Here is a 16,907-nt window from a genome sequence, read left to right on the forward strand (position 1 = left end):
GTGTTACGCGGAGATGAACCATCCGGGTGTTCGGTGAAGGATGTATACGGGTGGGAAAGAAGACGACCGGCCGGGCGACGCGGTGACGGCGCCGGGCGGTTTCGCGGTTATGCCGACTCGGCGACTTCCGGGAGTTCCTCGGAAAGCCGCTCGGCGAGCTGGACCACCTCGGGCACGTCGCCGAAGTCGCGGACGGCGGCGTGGGTGGTCTTGCGGATGCGGGTGTTGACCCGCTCGGAGCGGACCCGCCTGGCGGCTTCCATCGCCTCGACGGTGTAGTGCGCGGCCTGCTCGGGCTCGCGCATCAGCAGCTGGACGGTGCCCATGCCGACCAGGTTGAGCGCGTAGGCGCGCTGGTGGACCGGGTCGTCGCGGAAGCCGTCGACGGCTTCGAGCATCTCGGGCTGGGCGAGGGAGGCGTAGGTGGGGCTGCGGCCGGCGACGTAGGCGAGGTCGCGGTAGGAGTGCGCGTTCTCGGCGTGCAGCTCGGCCTCGGTGAAGAAGTTGATCCAGGCCGGTTCCTCGCCCGGGCGGGCGTCGGCGAAGGTGTCCTCGGCCATCCGGACCGCGCGGTGGCACTTGTTGACCTGGCCCATGTTGGCGTAGGCGCGGGCCTCCAGGGTGTAGAGCATCGCCTGCGTGGCGGCGCCGGCCGAGTCGCGGCTGCCGTACTGGGCGAGGTGGATGAGCTCCAGGGCGTCGTCGGGGCGCTCCAGGTGGATCATCTGGCGGCTCATGGAGGAGAGCACGAACGCGCCGAGCGGCCGGTCGCCGGCCTCCTTGGCGGCGTGCAGCGCGAGGACCAGGTACTTCTGCGCGGTGGGCTGGAGCCCCACGTCGTAGCTCATCCAGCCGGCGAGGGCGGCGAGGTCGGCGGTGATCCGGTACAGCCGGCGGGCGACGGGCTCGGGGTGCGGCTCCTGGAGCAGGTCGGTGATCTCGTGCAGCTGGCCGACGACGGCTTTACGGCGCAGCCCGCCGCCGCACTGGCTGTCCCACTCGCGGAACATCGCGGCGGTGGACTCCAGGAGTTGCAGCTCCTGCTCGGACAGCCGGGACGGGCGGCCGGCGTCGCGGCCCGCGGTCGGCGCGGCGGCGGGACGGGCCGGCGACGAGGTGGGCACCAGCCAGCGCTGCATGGGTTCGAGCAGCGCGGGTCCCGCGGACAGGACGAGGGAGGCGCCGAGGAATCCGCGGCGGCCGAGCATGAGGTCGCTGCGGGAGAACTCGTTGATGAGCTGGACGGTCTGCGGGCCGGCCCACGGCAGGTCGATGTCACCGCCGGAGGGCGGCTGCTGGGCGGAGCGCAGGCCGAGGTCCTCGACGGGGACGACGCATCCGAAGCGTTCGGAGAACAGCTCGGACAGGATGCGCGGGATGGGCTCCCTGGGCTGCTCGCCGTCCAGCCAGCGCCGCACTCTTGACGTGTCCGTGCTGACGTGGTGTGCGCCCAACTGGCGTGCCCGGCGGTTGACTTGACGAGCGAGTTCGCCCTTGGACCAGCCGCTGCGCACGAACCACGAGGTCAACTGCGCGTTGGGCTGCTTGTCCGCTGCACCGGTCACGGCCACGCCCCCATCCCGCCTCTTCTACCAACGTAAAGTAGCGCCACGGTCACCCCTCCTGCGACCGCAATTGCGGAAACGCCACCATTCGCCACCCCTTCGGATGAACTCTGTTGCGGCCGCAGGCGATTCACTTGACACATGCCGCTGGGAGCGGCGCTCGCGAGTGCGTAACCAACGGCGGGCGCGATCAGTTGGAGGGGTCATGGTGTTCACGATCGGCACAATGCGTGAGATGCGGCAGCACCGGACCGTCGTGCGGCACGCCGCCAGGATGGCAGCGCTCCCCGGCGCGTGGAGTGCGGCGCGCCGCAGGGCGCGCACCACGGTGTGCGGCACGGTCGCCGAGTACACCGGGCTGTGCGGCTGGGCGGTGGTGCCGGGAACCCGGGCGGCGCGCGGCGGCGAGGTGTGCTCGTGCGGGGAGCCGCGCTGCAAGGAGCCGGGCGCCCACCCGCTGGACCCGGCGGCCGAAGTGCCGGCCGGCGCGGGGCCGGAGGCGGTCGCGCGGATGTGGGAGCGGATGCCGGGCGCGTCGGTGCTGCTGCCCGCCGGGCGGACGTTCGACATCATCGACGTGGCCGAACTGCCGGGCCGGCGAGCGCTGGTGCGGCTGGAGCGGATGGGCCTGCACCTGGGGCCGGTGCTGCTGACGCCCACCGGGCGGGCGCAGTTCTTCGTGGCCCCGGGGGCCGCCGCCGAACTCCCGCACCTGCTCTACCGGATGGGCTGGGACGACGCGCGGCTGGACCTGCGCTGCCTCGGCCCCGGCGACCATGTCACCGCTCCCCCCTCGGACTTCGGCGGGCTCGGCCCGGTCCGCTGGCTGCGCGAGCCCCGGCTGGACTCGATGCCCCATCCCCCCGAGGCCCGCCTCCTCCTGGGCACCCTGGCGTACGTGTCCCACCGCGCGCGGGCCTGCGCGTAAGGCTTAAGGCTGTCGCGTCCTCGGATACGTGCTCGGCGTATACGTACCGGACGTATACGCGCTCGGCTCATGTGTAAGGGGCGCCCACTCCTAGTGGGCGCCCCTTACACGTGGGCTGGCGTGGCGAGCGATCGAGTGGCCGAGCGGCCGACACCCGCGGCCGGACCCGGGCGGGCTACTCGCCGATCAGCGCGTCGACGAACGCCTCCGGCTCGAACGGGGCGAGGTCGTCCGCGCCCTCGCCGAGGCCGATGAGCTTGACCGGGACACCGAGTTCGCGCTGGACGGCGACCACGATGCCGCCCTTGGCGGTGCCGTCGAGCTTGGTGAGCACGATGCCGGTGATGGCCACCACCTCGGCGAAGACGCGGGCCTGCACCAGGCCGTTCTGGCCGGTGGTGGCGTCCAGGACGAGCAGCACCTCGTCGACCGGGCCGTGCTTCTCGACCACGCGCTTGACCTTGCCGAGCTCGTCCATCAGGCCGGTCTTGGTGTGCAGCCGCCCGGCGGTGTCGATCAGCACGGTGTCGGCACCCTCGGCGATGCCCTCCTTGACCGCGTCGAACGCGACCGACGCGGGGTCGCCGCCCTCGGGGCCGCGCACGGTGCGCGCCCCGACGCGTTCGCCCCAGGTCTGGAGCTGGTCGGCGGCGGCGGCCCGGAAGGTGTCGGCCGCGCCCAGCACCACGCTGCGGCCGTCGGCGACCAGCACCCGGGCGAGCTTGCCGGTGGTGGTGGTCTTGCCGGTGCCGTTGACCCCGACGACCAGCACGACGGCCGGGGACTCCTCGTGGCTCTCGGTGCGCAGCGTACGGTCCAGGGTCGGGTCGACCAGCGTGACCAGTTCCTCCCGCAGCAGCGTGCGCAGTTCGTCGGGGGTGCGGGTGCCCAGCACGCGCACCCGGGTACGCAGCCGCTCGACGAGTTCCTGGGTCGGGGTCACACCGACATCGGCGGTGATGAGGGTGTCCTCGACCTCCTCCCAGGTGTCGTCGTCCAGCCGCTCCCGCGACAGCAGGGTGAGCAGGCCCTTGCCGAGCGAGTTCTGCGAACGGGACAGGCGGGAGCGCAGCCGTACCAGCCGGCCCGCGGTCGGCTCCGGCTGCTCGACAACGAGCTGCTCGGGGACCCCCACCTCCTCGGGGGCCTCGGGCGCGGCGGTCGCGCCGGGCAGCTCGACCTCCTCGATGGTCCTGCGGGACTCGTCCCGTGGGGTCTCGGCCTCATCCCCGACGTGCGGTTCGGCGGGAGGCTTGGTGATCGTCGGGGTGCTCGGCGGGGACGGCGGCAGCTGCTGCTTCTTCTTGCGGCGGCTGCCGACCACCAGCCCGCCGGCCCCAAGGAGCACGACCAGGGCAATGACGACGACAAGGATGACGGTTTCCATAGCCTCCCTAGTATCCCTACTCCGGCGTCGCCGCCGTCTCACCCGGGTTCTTCCGCGCCGCGGAGGTGGCGGAAACGGCCGGGCGACGAGCACGGGTGCGTCGGAGAAGCGGCGGCAGCAGGGGGCGCGGCGGAAACAGGGTGCTCAGCGGAAGCGAGGAGCGCGGCGGAGACGGGGTGCCCGACGGAAGCGGCCTCAGCCGGACCCCGGGCTCCGGACACTGGCGGCCCACGGGTTCCGGACCACGGCCTGCCACTCCCGTGCGCTCAACTTGGCCGCAGGCCCCGGTCGGCGAAGGCGATCAGCCACTCGAAGCTCTCGTCGATGTCGGCGCTCCACTGGAAGCCGTTGGACGCCTGCAAGGTGGCGAACCCGTGGCACAGGCTGCGCAGCATCCGCAGCGCGTGGTCCACGTCGGCCGGCGCGACGTCGTAGCCGCGCAGCACCGCCCTGAACGCGTCGAGCGACCGCTGGCCCTCGACCGCCAGCGGGTCGTCCGGGCCGGACGGTTCCACGCCGATCGTCGCGGCGTACCGCCCGGGGTGCTCCACGACGAACGCGCGGAAGGCGCGTGCCGCCGCTGCCAGGGCGTCGCGGCCGGCGTAGCCCTGGATCGCGCCGCCGATGACGTCCGCGGCCTGGCCCAGCGCCAGGACCGCGATGCGCCGGTTGAGGTCGTCCTGGCCGGCGACGTGCTTGTACAGGGACGGGGTGCGCACGCCCAGCCGCTCGGCCAGCGAACCCATGGTCAGCTGGGCGAGGCCCACCTCGTCGGCGAGGGCGGCGCCGGCCGCGACCACGGTCGCCCGGTCCAGGCCGGCCCTAGGCACGGGCGGTGACCGTACGGAGGAAGTCGAGCACCAGCGACACGACCTGGTCGGGGAACTGGTCGTGCGGGTAGTGCCCGGCGCCCTCGATCATCTCCAGGCGGCCGAGGCCGGCCGGCAGGGCCTCGACGATCGCCGTGCCCTCGGCGTGCGGGTCGGCCCAGTCGGGGTCGAGCGTGCCCATCACGACCAGGACCGGGGAGCTGACGTGGCCGAGTTGCGCGCCGGCGTCGGTCGGGGCGCTGCGGCCCATGCCCTGCATCGCCTTCATCCGGCCCGGCTCGCGCATCATGGTGTCGATCCGGCCGAGGTACTCGTCCCAGCCGGCCGGCTTCACGCCGGGGTAGGCCACGTCGAGGTACGCCTTCCACAGCCGCACGCTGCCGAACATCCCCGCGCCGACCAGCCGCAGCATGCCCCGCCGGAAGCGCTTCACCCGCAGGTCGCCCAGGCGGATCGACTGCTTGCGGGTGAACGGCCCCAGCTCGACGACCGCGCTGATCAGCGAGGGCTCCTGGGCCGCGGCGATGGTGGCGGCGCCGCCGGAGATCGAGTGCCCGACGAGTACGGCCGGGCCGCCCAGGTGCCGGATCACGGCGAGCAGATCACCGGCGATGGCGGTACGACTCCAGGCCGGCCACGCGACGCTGGACTCGCCGCTGCCCCGCAGGTCCACGGCGGCGACCCGGTAGCCCGCCGCCACCAGCGCCGGCATCACCTTGCGGTACGCGGCGCGGCTGTTCCCCATTCCGTGCGCGAGGACGATCAGCGGGCCGTCTCCCGCCACTTCGTACGCGATCGTGCCGCCGTCGACAGCGAGGTACTCGGTCATGGCATCCCCTGACACTCGGATCTAGCTAATTCCGTTAGCTAAAAGCTAATCTCATTAACCAACCTTGTCAACGCCCCCCACGACGATCCACCTCTCCCAGCGTCCCGCCCCGCACCCCACCCGGCGAACCCGCAGGTCACAGCGCCGCCGGCGGCAGATCCGGCACCCGGGGACGCGCAAGACGCACACCCTCGCCCGCTAACGCCTCGGCGGCCCGTACGGCGTTCCGCGAGGCTCGGGTGCCTCAGTCGACCCTCAACTCGTAGTGGAGCCGTTGGGTGGCGGCGGAGAATGCCGATACGTCGACTTGGAAGACGGTGCCGTCGGCGTCGAGGGTGACGCGGACCAGTTCGAGGACGGGGTCGGCCGCGGTGAGGCCGAGGGCTTCCCGCTCGGCCGGCAGCGGCAGCCGGGCACGGACGTCTTCGCGTACGGTGCGGGCGCGGTGGCCGAGCGCGGCAAGCAGGGTGACGGCGCCGCCGCGGATCTTCGCGGTGCCCGCCAGCGCGGTGCCGCGCGCGACGCTCACCGGGTAGTAGGTCACGGTCACTTCGGTGGGTTCGCCGTCCAGCAGGATCACCCGGCACCGTTCGACCACGGCTTCGCCCTCACCCACGCCGAGGAGTCTCGCCACCTCCGCGGGCGCCGCCGTCTCCCCGGCCCGCACGATCCGCTGCGAGCCGCTCCGGCCGCGCGCCGCCGTCTCCTCGCTCCACGCGTCCCGCTCACCTTCCCCCCGCGCCCGCACGTAAGGCGCCGACCCGTGCACCCATTCTTCTCCGGCGCCCATCAGCCCGGCTCCTCCCGTTCCCATGCCCGCGCTGCGGGCGCCCGCCCGGCTTCAGACGACGCCGAAGTCGACGGCGCCGGAACGGACCAGCTCCACGAAGGAGGCCCACTCCACAGGGGTGACGAGGAGGGCGGGGCCCGCCTTGTCCTTGGAGTCGCGCACGCCGACACAACCAGGCACGTCCGCTATCTCGACACAGTTGTTCGTGCTGCCGCTGTAGCTGGACTTGCGCCACGCCCGTTCCAGGGCCGCTTCCGTCGAAGGGCCGCGCATGTACTCGTTCCCGCCCGGCTTCAGACGACGCCGAAGTCGACGGCGCCGGAACGGACCAACTCCACGAAGGAGGCCCACTCCACAGGGGTGACGAGGAGGGCGGGACCCGCCTTGTCCTTGGAGTCCCGTACGCCGACCGCGTGCGCGAGCGGCGCCACCTCGACGCAGGCACCCCCGGAGTCATTGCTGTAGGAGGACTTCCGCCACGCCCGTTCCGGGACCACCTCCGTCGAAGGGCCGCGCATGTACTCGTTCCTCGGCATCTCCATCACCACTCCTCCGTCCGCGCGAAAGGCGCTGCTTCGACCGTGACGGCACAACGCCCTTGCGGGGAGCACCGAACGCGCCAAAACCGTACGACACGGCCGTTGCCCGCCCGGCCGGCCTCAGACCACCCCAAAATCGACGGCGCCGGAACGGACCAGGTCCACGAAGGAAGCCCACTCCGCGGGGGCGACGAGGAGGGCGGGGCCCGCCTTGTCCTTGGAGTCCCGTATGCCGACCGCGTGCGCGAGCGGCGCGACCTCGACGCAGACGCCGCCCGAGTCGTTGCTGTAGGAGGACTTGAACCAGACGGACTCGTCGGCCAGTTCGGGGGCCAGGATGTTCGCGTTGATGACTACGTCCATTCTGTCGTGAGCTTCTTCAGGAAACCGGCCGTGTGAGCCGGCGGGAGGGCGCTGTCGCGCATCGCGTCGAACCGGCGGATGGTCCGCAGCACGTCACTGCGCTCGTCGGACACACTGATCGTGTTCCACTGGTCGATCTGCACGACGGGTGCGAGCGTCTCAGAGAAGTCGATGAGAACGAAGTTACTTTCTGTGCGGTAAGTCAGCACATCGTGCGGCAGGATCTGGATGGTCACGTTCTCCAGCTCGCCCATCGCCACGATCTCCGCGTACTGCTCGCGCATCACCTCCCGGCTCGCCACCATACGACGGACCGCCGACTCGTCCATGATGACGCGCAACTTGACGGGGTCCACCGAGCGCGTAATCAACTCCTTGCGCTCCATGCGCAGTTGTACGTTCGTATCGACATACTCCGTCGTCGTCTCGTCGATCGGTTTGGCGAGCTGATAGAGAGCTCGGGCATACGCCTCCGTCTGGAAGAACCCGAACACGAAGCTCGGCTGGTATGCCCGCATCGCCTCCGCGCCGACGCGGGGCAGGTCGTTCTCCCCGATCTCGACCCTGGCGAGCTTGCTGTGGGAGAACTTCAGCTCCCTGGCGACCTCTTGGATGGTGAGGTCTCTCTTCTCCCGGAGCTTGCGCAACTCCTTGCCCAGCTCTCGCCGTCGGAACGTCGCTCCGCGCTTGGCCGCCACGCGACATCCCCTCCTTTCCATGTCAGGCCCAGCAGGGCTCGTGCGGGTACCCCGGAAGGCGTCTGTCGGGTGCCGACGTGGGTCGTGCCGGGGTGCGCTCCATCCGTAGCTCGGTACTGGCTGTGTGGCTGCCCCCGATCGAGCAATTGCCAATTTTAGCCAAACAGCCGACTCGCTTGCACAGTAATTCGCACATGCGCCAACGTAGTTGACGTTGAGTCAGGGACCGGCGTCATGCAAATGGGACGCCATCAGTCCTGGCCAACGGCCACATCCACGCGCCTCCCGCACCCGAAACCCATCCGAAGGAGCCCTGTCATGTCTCTGAACGCCGGCCGATTTTCGGCGAAGTTGTTGGACCCGACGCTGTCCGCGCGGTCGCTGTACGGGGCCGAGTTGAGGTACTACCGGGAGCGGGCCGGGCTGACTCTGGAGGAGTTGGCGGACCGGCTGCACATCGAGATGTCGTTCCTCGCCCGGATCGAGCAGGGGGAGCGACGGCTGTCCGACGAGTTGGCGCGGGCGGTGGACGACATCCTCGGCACCGGCGGCTTCTTCGCACGGAACCTGGTGGTCGCCCGCTCCGCGCCTGCTCCCGGGCGGCTCACCCCGCTCGCGGAGTGGGAGTGGCTGGCGACCGCCATCCGGGAGTGGGACGCCGCGCTCGTGCCGGGCCTGCTCCAGACGGACGCATACGCCGAGGCCGTCGCGAAGACGTACGCCGCGCTGCTGGCGGACCGCCCCACCCGGCACCGTTGGGACGCGAGGCTGTCGCGGACCCCCGTCCTGCTGGACCCGCGCGGCCCCCGCTACACCGGGGTGCTCGGCGAGGCCGCGCTACGCCGCCCGCTCGGCGGTCCCGCCGCCATGGCCGGGCAACTCCACCACCTCGCCGATCTGGTCCGCCGCGAGCGCATCACGCTGTACGTCCTCCCGCTGACCGCCACCCCGCACCCCGCCGCCACCGACGGGGCGTTGCGCGTCATGACGTACGCCGAGGAGAACCCCACGCTGCACTTCACGGCCCACCACACCGGCACCCACCAGACCGACCCCGCCGCCGTCGCCCTCGCCCACCTCACCCACGACCTGCTCGCCGGCGCCGCCCTGCCCCCGGCCCAGTCGCTCGCCCTGATCGAGAACGCCGCGGCCGACTACCGTGCGGAGGCAACCGGAGAACGGTCCGCGGAGCGCGCCGCGCTGTCGGAATGACGACGCGGCTCAGTGCGCGAACGGCCGAGCCGCGAGGTCACCCCGTAAACAGCCGGTCCAACGCCGCCTGGCTCTCGTCGTCCGCGGCGCGGTAGATCAGCAACCGCTGATCCGGGTCTTGGAGTGGCACGAGCACTTCGAAGTGCAGGGCGACCACACCCACGTCGGGGTGCCGCAGCACCTTGCGGCCACGCCCGTTGGCCTTGATGTCCCGCTCGGCCCACAGCCGCGCGAACTCCTCGTCGCCGGCGAGGCATTCGCTGATGAGGGCGCTCAGCGCCGGGTCCTCCGGGTGGGTGGCCCACGCGGCGCGCAGGTGGGCGATCCCGTCCCGCACGACCCGTTCGCGGTCGTCGTAGAGCTCCCGCATGTCCGGGTCCAGCAGGCACAGCCGCATCGCGTTGCGCTCGTTCGGCGGCAGCCGGTCGAAGGCCGGCAGCAGCCTCGCCATCTCGCCGTTCCAGGCGAGGATGTCGTAGCGGTGGTTCATCAGCATGGCCGGTCGCGGCGACAGGTCGGCGACCAACCGGGCCAGCGACGGGTCCGCGGCGGTGGCGGGTTTGTCGGCGCCGCGGGGGCGCTGCTGCGCCAGGCCGAAGAGGTAGGCGCGTTCGTCGGGGGCCAGGCGCAGCGCCTGTGCCAGCGCCTCCACCACGCCCGCTGAGGGGCGCAGCCCGCGGGCCTGTTCCAGTCGCACGATGTAGTCGGTGCTGACCCCGGCCAGCTCGGCGACCTCCTCGCGGCGCAGTCCGGGGGTGCGCCGGGCCTGCCGGCGCGTCGGCAGGCCGAAGTCCCCCGGGTCCAGGCGTTCGCGCCGGGTCCGCAGGAACGCGGCCAGCTCCTGCGTCGCGTCCACGGTGCCACGGGTCATGGTCGGGCCAACCGGCTGACTGGGACTGCTATTCCCAGGAAGATCCCTCCCTTACCCCTGGCCCGCGGGGGTCGCAGGCTGGCGGAGACGGCGACGTTCACGAGCACGGGAGTACCTGATGTCACTCACCCTCGACACCTACCGGCTGCTGGGCCGCTCAGGACTGCGGGTGTCACCGCTGGCCCTGGGCACGGCGACCTTCGGCAACGAGTGGGGCTGGGCCGCCGACCCGGACGACGCGCGCAGGCTCTTCGACACCTACGTCGAGCGCGGCGGCAACTTCATCGACACCGCCAGCGGCTACGGCGGCTCCGAGCGGATGCTCGGCGAGTTCACCCGCGACCGCCGCGAAAGCCTGGTGCTGGCGACGAAGTACACGACGCTGCGCCGGCCCGGTGACCCGAACTCCGGCGGCGCCCACCGCAAGAACCTGTTCGCGTCGGTGGAGGCCAGCCTGCGGCGGCTCGACACCGACTACCTCGATCTGCTCCTGCTGCACGTGTGGGACTTCACGACCCCGGTCGAGGAGATCCTGCGCGGCCTGGACGACCTGGTCCGGCAGGGCAAGGTGCTGTACGTGGGGATGTCCAACACCCCGGCCTGGGAGATCTCGCGCATGCAGGCCATCGCCGACCTGCGCGGATGGTCGCCGCTGGTCTCGCTGCAGATCGAGTACAGCCTGATCAACCGGGGCGGGGAACGCGACCTGATGCCCATGGCGCGGACGATGGGCCTGGGCGTGACCCCGTACTCGCCGCTGGGCGGCGGCGTGCTCTCCGGCAAGTACAGCCGCGCCGACCTGACCGCGACGAACCCCGACTCCGCTGAGAGCACCCGCAAGAGCTTCAACGCCGGACTGGGCATGGTCACCGAACGCACGCTGGACATCGCCGACGTCGTACGGGAGGTCGCCGAGGAGGTGGGGCACACGCCCGCCCAGGTCGCGCTGGCCTGGACCCTGCGCAACCCGGCCGTGACGGCGCCTGTCATCGGCGCGCGCACCCACGAGCAGCTGGTGGGGAACCTGGCCGCCCTGGAGGTCGACTTCACCGCCGGCCAGCTGGCCCGCCTCGACGAGGTCAGCGCGATCGACCTCGGCTACCCGCACGACGTGCTCTCCGGCGACCACATCCGCAACGTGACCGCGGGTGGCCTGACGATCGAGGGCCGCCGCTGACGTACGGCCGAATCCCCGCACGTACGGCCGAATCCCCACCCGGTACGGCCGAACGCGCGCCCCCACGGGAGCCGGTCAGCCCATCTCCTCCAGGGACTTGCCCTTGGTCTCCTTCACGAAGAGCAGCACGAAGGGGATCGAGGCCAGCGCGAAGCAGGTGTAGATGACGTACGTGCCCGACAGGTTCCAGTCCGCCAGGCTCGGGAAGCTCGCGGTGATGGCCCAGTTGGCGATCCACTGCGCGGAGGCGGCGACCCCGAGGGCGGCCGCGCGGATCTTGTTGGGGAACATCTCGCCGAGGAAGACCCAGACCACCACGCCCCAGGACAGCGCGAAGAAGAGCACGAAGCAGTGGGCGGCGACGAGGGCGACGGTGCCCTCGGCGTTGGGGAGGGTCGCGCCGTGCTTGGAGGAGAACGCCCAGGCTTCGAGCGCGAGCGCGATCGTCATGCCGGTGGAGCCGATCAGGGCGAGCGGGCGGCGGCCGATCCGGTCCACGAAGATCATGGCGATCACCGTGCCGATGATGTTCACGATCGAGGTGGTGAAGGAGTAGAGGAACGAGCTGGTCGGGTCGATGCCGACGGACTGCCAGAGCGTGGCGGAGTAGTAGAAGGCCACGTTGATGCCGACGAGTTGCTGGAACGCGGAGAGCCCGATGCCGATCCAGACGATCGGCATGAAGTTCGGCATCCGGCCGCGCTTGGAGCTGAGCAGGTCGCGGAAGCTCGCCTTGTGCTCGCGGTGCATCGCGGTGCGGATCTGGTTCATGCGCGCGTCGAGGTCGGTGCCCTTGCCCTCGACCTCGGCGAGCACCGACCGGGCCTCCTTGTCGCGGCCGACGGCGAGCAGGAAGCGCGGGGACTCGGGGATGGCGAAGGAGAGCAGCCCGTAGATCACCGCGGGGATGACCATCACGCCGAGCATGACCTGCCATGCCTCCAGGCCGATCACATGGCCGCGCTGGTCGCCGTTCGCGGCTTGCAGGATGCCGTAGTTGACGAGCTGGGAGATGGCGATGCCGAGCACGATGGCGCCCTGCTGGAAGGAGGCGAGCCGGCCGCGGTAGGCGGGCGGCGAGACCTCGGCGATGTAGGCGGGGCCGATCACCGAGGCCATGCCGATCGCGAAACCGCCGATGATCCGCCACATCGCCAGGTCCCACAGCGCGAACGGCAGCGCGGAACCGATCGCGCTGATGGTGAAGAGCACCGAGGAGATCTGCATACAGCGGATGCGGCCGATCCGGTCGGCGATCCGGCCCGCCGTGGCGGCTCCGATCGCACAGCCGATCAGCGCGATCGCGATCACCTGGGCGAGGGCCGCCGAACCGATGTCGTACTTGGAGCGGATCGCCTCAACCGCGCCGTTGATCACCGAACTGTCGTAGCCGAAGAGGAAGCCGCCCATCGCAGCGGCCGCGGTGATGAAGATGACGTGGCCGAGGTGCTCGGTCGGCGGCGGCACCTGGCCCGACGTGCCGGCCGCTGTCGTGGTGCTGGTCAAAGTGCGCTCCTCGGGCTCGGCGGTGAGCCCTCACATGGAGGGTTCGGATCTTCCAGTGTTGGCGGACGACGTAGCGGCCACCACCCGAACGTATGGTCAGGCGTTCGGAGATTATGCCTACATGTTTGGAAGATAAAAAACCGAGAAGGCTGGCAAAGAGGCGTCAGTGGCGGATCTCACCATGGAAAGCAAGGAAAAGACGGCTGGCGACTTCGGCTTGTGAACGATCAGACGGCTTGGGCGGCCGTCCGCTTGCCGTCCCGGAGCCGCTGGCTGATCACCTTGGACACACCGTCACCCTGCATCGATACTCCGTACAGGGCATCGGCGACCTCCATCGTGCGCTTCTGATGGGTGATCACGATGAGCTGCGAGCTCTCCTGGAGTTCCTCCATGATCCGGATCAGCCGTTGCAGGTTGGTGTCGTCGAGCGCCGCCTCGACCTCGTCCATCACGTAGAACGGGCTCGGCCGCGCCTTGAAGATCGACACCAGCATCGCCACCGCGGTCAGCGAGCGCTCACCACCCGACAGCAGCGACAGCCGCTTCACCTTCTTCCCCGGCGGCCGCGCCTCAACCTCCACCCCCGTGGTGAGCATGTTCTCCGGGTCGGTCAGCAGCAACCGGCCCTCACCACCGGGGAAGAGCCGGGAGAAGACGCCCTCGAACTCGCGGGCGGTGTCGTGGAAGGCGGCGGCGAAGACCTGCTCCACCCGCTCGTCGACGTCCTTGATCACCTGGAGCAGGTCGGCGCGGGTCTTGCGCAGGTCCTCCAACTGCTCGGTGAGGAACTTGTGCCGCTCCTCCAGGGCCGCGAACTCCTCCAGCGCCAGCGGGTTGACCTTGCCGAGCTGCGCGTACGCCTTCTCCGCCGCCTTGAGCCGCTTCTCCTGCTCGGCACGGACATACGGCACGGGCTGGTTGCGCGGGTGCTCCGGGTCGTCGGGCAGCACCTCGCCCTCGGCGGGCGGCGAGGGCGGCACCGGCAGCTCCGGGCCGTACTCGGCGACCAGCCCGGCCGGCTCCATGCCGTGCTCCTCCAGCGCCTTCGCCTCCAACTGCTCGATCCGCAGCCGCTTCTCGGCGCCCAGCACCTCGCCCTTGTGCACGTCACCGGTCAGCCGGTCCAGCTCGGACTTCAGCTCCCGGCCGCGCCGCCGCTCGGCGCCGAGTTCCGCCTCCCGCTCGGCCCTGGCCTGCTCGGCCGCCAGCCGCTCGGCCTCGGCCCGGCCCAGCGAGACCTGCACGCACTCCAGCAACCCGCGCGCACCGGCCAGCACGGCCGCCGCCACCGACGCCTCGTACGCCAGCCGGGCCCGGCGCCGCTCGGCCCGCGCCCTGGTCTCCCGCTCGGCGCGGGCCGCCCGGTCCAGTCCGTCGGCCCGCCCGGCCAGGCTCTTGACCCGCTCCTCGTGGGTGCGCACCTGCAAGCGCGCCTCCATCTCGGTCTGCCGCGCGTTGGCGCCGTCGGCGGCCAGCCGGTCCCGGGCGAAGGTGTCCGGCTCCTCCTCCCCCGGCTCCTGCTGCGCCTCGCTCAGCCGGTACGACAGTTCCTCGAACTCCTCACGCGCGGCGGCCAGCGACTCCTCGGCACGGACCACGGCCGCCGCCGCGCGGTCCGCCTCCCCCGCCGCCGCCCGCGCCTGGCCGCCGTACCGGCCGAGTTGCTGCGCCACCGACGACTTCGCCTTCTCCGCGGCCCGGCGCCGCTGCCCCGACTCGTCGACCTCCCGCGCCGCCTCGGCCCTGCGCTCCTTGGCCGCCTGCTGGCGCTCGGCCAGCTCCGCGCACTCCTCCGCCAGCCGCTCCAGTTCGGCGCTCGCCTCGTCCACCTGCGCCTGCACCTCCAGCACGCTGGGCGCCTTCGCCGAACCGCCCTGCGCGAGATGCGCGGCCAGCACGTCGCCCTCGGCGGTCACCGCGGTCAGCTCCGGGTGCCGGGCGACCAGCGCCTCGGCGTCCTCCAGGGTCGGCACGACCACGAACCCGTGCAGCAACCGCCGCACCGCGGGCAGCAGACCGGCGTCCGCGGCCACCAGGTCCACGGCGTCGCGCGCCTGCGCGGGCAGCCCGGCGCCTTCGGGTCGCGGCGCCGGCAGCCCGGGCGCGGCGACAGCCGATGCCGTACGGTCCGCGGCGGTACGATCCGCGGCGGTACGATCGCCCGCCGCGTGGGCCGGCGCGCCGGACTCCTGGACCCTGCGGTCCGCGTCCCCGCCGTCAGGTGCGGCAACTCCCCCGCCGGAGGCGCGAGCCGCATCGCGGCCCGTGTCACGGCCGGGGTCCGTACGGTCCCCCGCCGTCTGGCCGGGCAGGACCGCCTCGGGGGTCGCGGGCGGCGCGGCGAGCAGCAGCGCGGCCCGGCCGCCGTCCTCCTTGCGCAACAGCCGCAGCGCCTCCGCGGCCGCGGCCGGACCGGTGACGGCGACCGCGTCGGCCGCGACCCCCAGCGCGGCGGCGACCGGGACCTCGTACCCAGGGGTGACCCGCAGCAGCGTGGCGGCGGAACCGAGCACGCCGGCGAGCCCGTCGGGGGCGCCGGCCCGGGCGAGCAGCGCACCGGTGCCGTCCTTGCGGCGCAGCGACGGGGCGAGGGCGTCGCGGCGGGCGGCCACCGCGGCGCGGCGGCGCTCGGCGGTGGTGGCGGCCTCCCGCGCGGCGCTGAACTCCTCCTCCGCGGCGGCCTGGGCGGCGCGGGCGGCCTCGAAACGGGCTTCGAGTTCGGTGTCGTCGGCGTCCAGGCTCTCCACCTGGGCGCGCAGTTCCTCGTACTCGGCCTGCGCGGACTCGGCGCGGTCGCGGGCCTCGTCGCGGGCGGCGGCGAGCCGGCCGATCTCGGCCTCGGCCGAACCCGCCTTCGAACGGGCCGCGTTGACCTGCGCGTTCAGCCGGGCCAGGCCCTCACGGCGGTCGGCGATGGCGCGGGCGGCGACCCGTAGCCGGGTCTCCTCCTCGGCGAGCCGCCGTTCGAGTTCCGCGCGGTGGCCGACGGTGTCCTCCAGGGCACGCTCGGCCGCGTCGAGCGCTTCGGTGAGTTCGGCCTCCTGCTCCCGGATACGGGCGGCCTCGCGCTCCATGTCCTCCGGGTCCCGGCCGCGCCGCTCCTCGGCGGGCTGGCCGACGGCGTGCCGGTGGCGCTGCTCGGCCAGCCCGATGGTGCCGCGCACCCGCTCGGTGAGCTGGGACAGGGCGTACCAGGTGGCCTGGGCGTCGTTCACCCGCGGGGTCAGCGCCCGCACCTGCTCCTCAAGGCGGGCCTCGCGCTGCACCGCGGCGGCCAGTTCGCTCTCGACGGCGTCCCTGCGCTCCTTGAGGGCGGCCTCGTCGGCGACTTCCGCGCGCAGCGCCTCGCGCAACGTCACCAGGTCGTCGGCGAGCAGCCGCAGCCGGGCGTCGCGCAGGTCGGCCTGGATGACGGCGGCGCGGCGGGCGACCTGCGCCTGGCGGCCCAGCGGCTTGAGCTGGCGGCGCAGTTCACCGGTGAGGTCGGTGACGCGGGCAAGGTTGGCCTGCATCGCGTCGAGCTTCCGGAGCGCCTTCTCCTTGCGCTTGCGGTGCTTGAGGACGCCGGCCGCCTCCTCGATGAAGGCGCGCCGGCCCATCGGGTCGGCGTGCAGCACCGAGTCCAGCTGGCCCTGGCCGACGATGACGTGCATCTCGCGGCCGATGCCGGAGTCGGAGAGGAGTTCCTGGATGTCGAGCAGCCGGCAGGTGTCGCCGTTGAGCTGGTACTCGCTGCCGCCGTTGCGGAACATGATCCGGGTGATGGTGACTTCGGCGTACTCGATGGGCAGCACGCCGTCGGTGTTGTCGATGGTCAGCGACACCTCGGCGCGGCCCAGCGGGGGGCGGCCGGTGGTGCCGGCGAAGATCACGTCCTCCATCTTGCCGCCGCGCAGCGACTTGGCACCTTGCTCGCCCATCACCCAGGACAGCGCGTCCACCACATTGGACTTGCCGGAGCCGTTGGGCCCGACGACGCAGGTGATTCCGGGTTCGAAGCGCAGCGTCGTCGCGGAGGCGAACGACTTGAATCCGCGCAGCGTGAGGCTCTTGAGATGCACGCCGGTCGACTCTACCCGCCGGGTGCGGTTTCACCGAGGAATATGCAGGGCAGATCAGACGTAGAACCGGGGCAACGGGTGATCGTCGAGCATGGGAAGCGTTCCCAAGGGGAGGCCAGGGGTAAGGAAGAGCCGGGGCGGCGAGCAG

General features: G+C 71.8%; 15 protein-coding genes. 3 read left to right on the forward strand and 12 right to left on the reverse strand.

The annotated features are described in order from the left end of the window. Positions 1-107: 107 nt before the first annotated feature. Positions 108-1,571, reverse strand: coding sequence for a transcriptional repressor NsdA (gene nsdA / locus OG896_RS09795; protein ID WP_329364223.1), 1,464 nt, complete (start codon positions 1,569-1,571; stop codon positions 108-110). A gap of 199 nt (positions 1,572-1,770) precedes the next feature. Here nsdA and OG896_RS09800 point away from each other — a divergent pair, with 199 nt between their 5' ends. Continuing rightward, positions 1,771-2,493 (forward strand): bifunctional DNA primase/polymerase, encoded by a 723-nt coding sequence (locus OG896_RS09800; RefSeq protein WP_329364225.1) that lies wholly within the window; start codon positions 1,771-1,773, stop codon positions 2,491-2,493. 175 nt (positions 2,494-2,668) lie between these two features. On the opposite strand, the gene ftsY is transcribed toward OG896_RS09800, so the two are convergent. The 8 genes from ftsY to OG896_RS09840 all read right to left on the reverse strand — a co-directional run bounded on the left by ftsY (position 2,669) and on the right by OG896_RS09840 (position 7,929). Continuing rightward, on the reverse strand, positions 2,669-3,880 hold the full coding sequence (gene ftsY / locus OG896_RS09805; RefSeq protein WP_329364227.1) for a signal recognition particle-docking protein FtsY: 1,212 nt from the start codon (positions 3,878-3,880) through the stop codon (positions 2,669-2,671). A gap of 266 nt (positions 3,881-4,146) precedes the next feature. Next, on the reverse strand, positions 4,147-4,680 hold the full coding sequence (locus OG896_RS09810; RefSeq protein ID WP_329373849.1) for a TetR/AcrR family transcriptional regulator: 534 nt from the start codon (positions 4,678-4,680) through the stop codon (positions 4,147-4,149). 22 nt (positions 4,681-4,702) lie between these two features. After that, complete coding sequence (locus OG896_RS09815; RefSeq protein WP_329364229.1) at positions 4,703-5,539, reverse strand: alpha/beta fold hydrolase; 837 nt, start codon at positions 5,537-5,539, stop codon at positions 4,703-4,705. A gap of 244 nt (positions 5,540-5,783) precedes the next feature. After that, positions 5,784-6,329, reverse strand: a complete 546-nt coding sequence (locus OG896_RS09820) for a GntR family transcriptional regulator (RefSeq protein ID WP_329364231.1) — start codon at positions 6,327-6,329, stop codon at positions 5,784-5,786. 51 nt (positions 6,330-6,380) lie between these two features. Continuing rightward, positions 6,381-6,602: a DUF397 domain-containing protein gene (locus tag OG896_RS09825; RefSeq protein ID WP_329364233.1), complete on the reverse strand. Its 222-nt coding sequence runs from the start codon at positions 6,600-6,602 to the stop codon at positions 6,381-6,383. A 20-nt stretch (positions 6,603-6,622) separates the two neighbouring features. Next, positions 6,623-6,871, reverse strand: coding sequence for a DUF397 domain-containing protein (locus OG896_RS09830; RefSeq protein ID WP_443056983.1), 249 nt, complete (start codon positions 6,869-6,871; stop codon positions 6,623-6,625). A gap of 117 nt (positions 6,872-6,988) precedes the next feature. Beyond that, complete coding sequence (locus tag OG896_RS09835) at positions 6,989-7,231, reverse strand: DUF397 domain-containing protein (protein WP_329364235.1); 243 nt, start codon at positions 7,229-7,231, stop codon at positions 6,989-6,991. Continuing rightward, positions 7,222-7,929, reverse strand: coding sequence for a helix-turn-helix domain-containing protein (locus tag OG896_RS09840; RefSeq protein WP_329364237.1), 708 nt, complete (start codon positions 7,927-7,929; stop codon positions 7,222-7,224). The genes OG896_RS09835 and OG896_RS09840 overlap by 10 nt, the downstream gene beginning before the upstream one ends. A 318-nt stretch (positions 7,930-8,247) precedes the next feature. On the opposite strand from OG896_RS09840, the gene OG896_RS09845 reads away from it, so the two are divergent. Further along, positions 8,248-9,141, forward strand: coding sequence for a helix-turn-helix domain-containing protein (locus OG896_RS09845; protein WP_329364238.1), 894 nt, complete (start codon positions 8,248-8,250; stop codon positions 9,139-9,141). Positions 9,142-9,178: 37 nt separating this feature from the next. Here the strand turns inward: OG896_RS09845 and OG896_RS09850 are convergent, their stop codons facing one another. Next, on the reverse strand, positions 9,179-10,012 hold the full coding sequence (locus OG896_RS09850; protein ID WP_329364239.1) for a helix-turn-helix transcriptional regulator: 834 nt from the start codon (positions 10,010-10,012) through the stop codon (positions 9,179-9,181). 118 nt (positions 10,013-10,130) lie between these two features. On the opposite strand from OG896_RS09850, the gene OG896_RS09855 reads away from it, so the two are divergent. Then, positions 10,131-11,189: an aldo/keto reductase gene (locus tag OG896_RS09855; RefSeq protein WP_329364241.1), complete on the forward strand. Its 1,059-nt coding sequence runs from the start codon at positions 10,131-10,133 to the stop codon at positions 11,187-11,189. A gap of 75 nt (positions 11,190-11,264) precedes the next feature. On the opposite strand, the gene OG896_RS09860 is transcribed toward OG896_RS09855, so the two are convergent. Together OG896_RS09860 and OG896_RS09865 are read right to left on the reverse strand one after the other, a co-directional pair. Beyond that, a complete protein-coding gene (locus tag OG896_RS09860; RefSeq protein WP_329364242.1) occupies positions 11,265-12,695 on the reverse strand; it encodes a sugar porter family MFS transporter in 1,431 nt (476 codons plus the stop codon). Positions 12,696-12,922: 227 nt separating this feature from the next. Then, on the reverse strand, positions 12,923-16,759 hold the full coding sequence (locus OG896_RS09865) for an AAA family ATPase (RefSeq protein ID WP_329364244.1): 3,837 nt from the start codon (positions 16,757-16,759) through the stop codon (positions 12,923-12,925). Between the last annotated feature and the right edge of the window lie 148 nt (positions 16,760-16,907).

The organism is Streptomyces sp. NBC_00669 (genome assembly GCF_036226785.1).
In the GTDB taxonomy this organism is placed as follows: Bacteria; Actinomycetota; Actinomycetes; order Streptomycetales; family Streptomycetaceae; genus Actinacidiphila.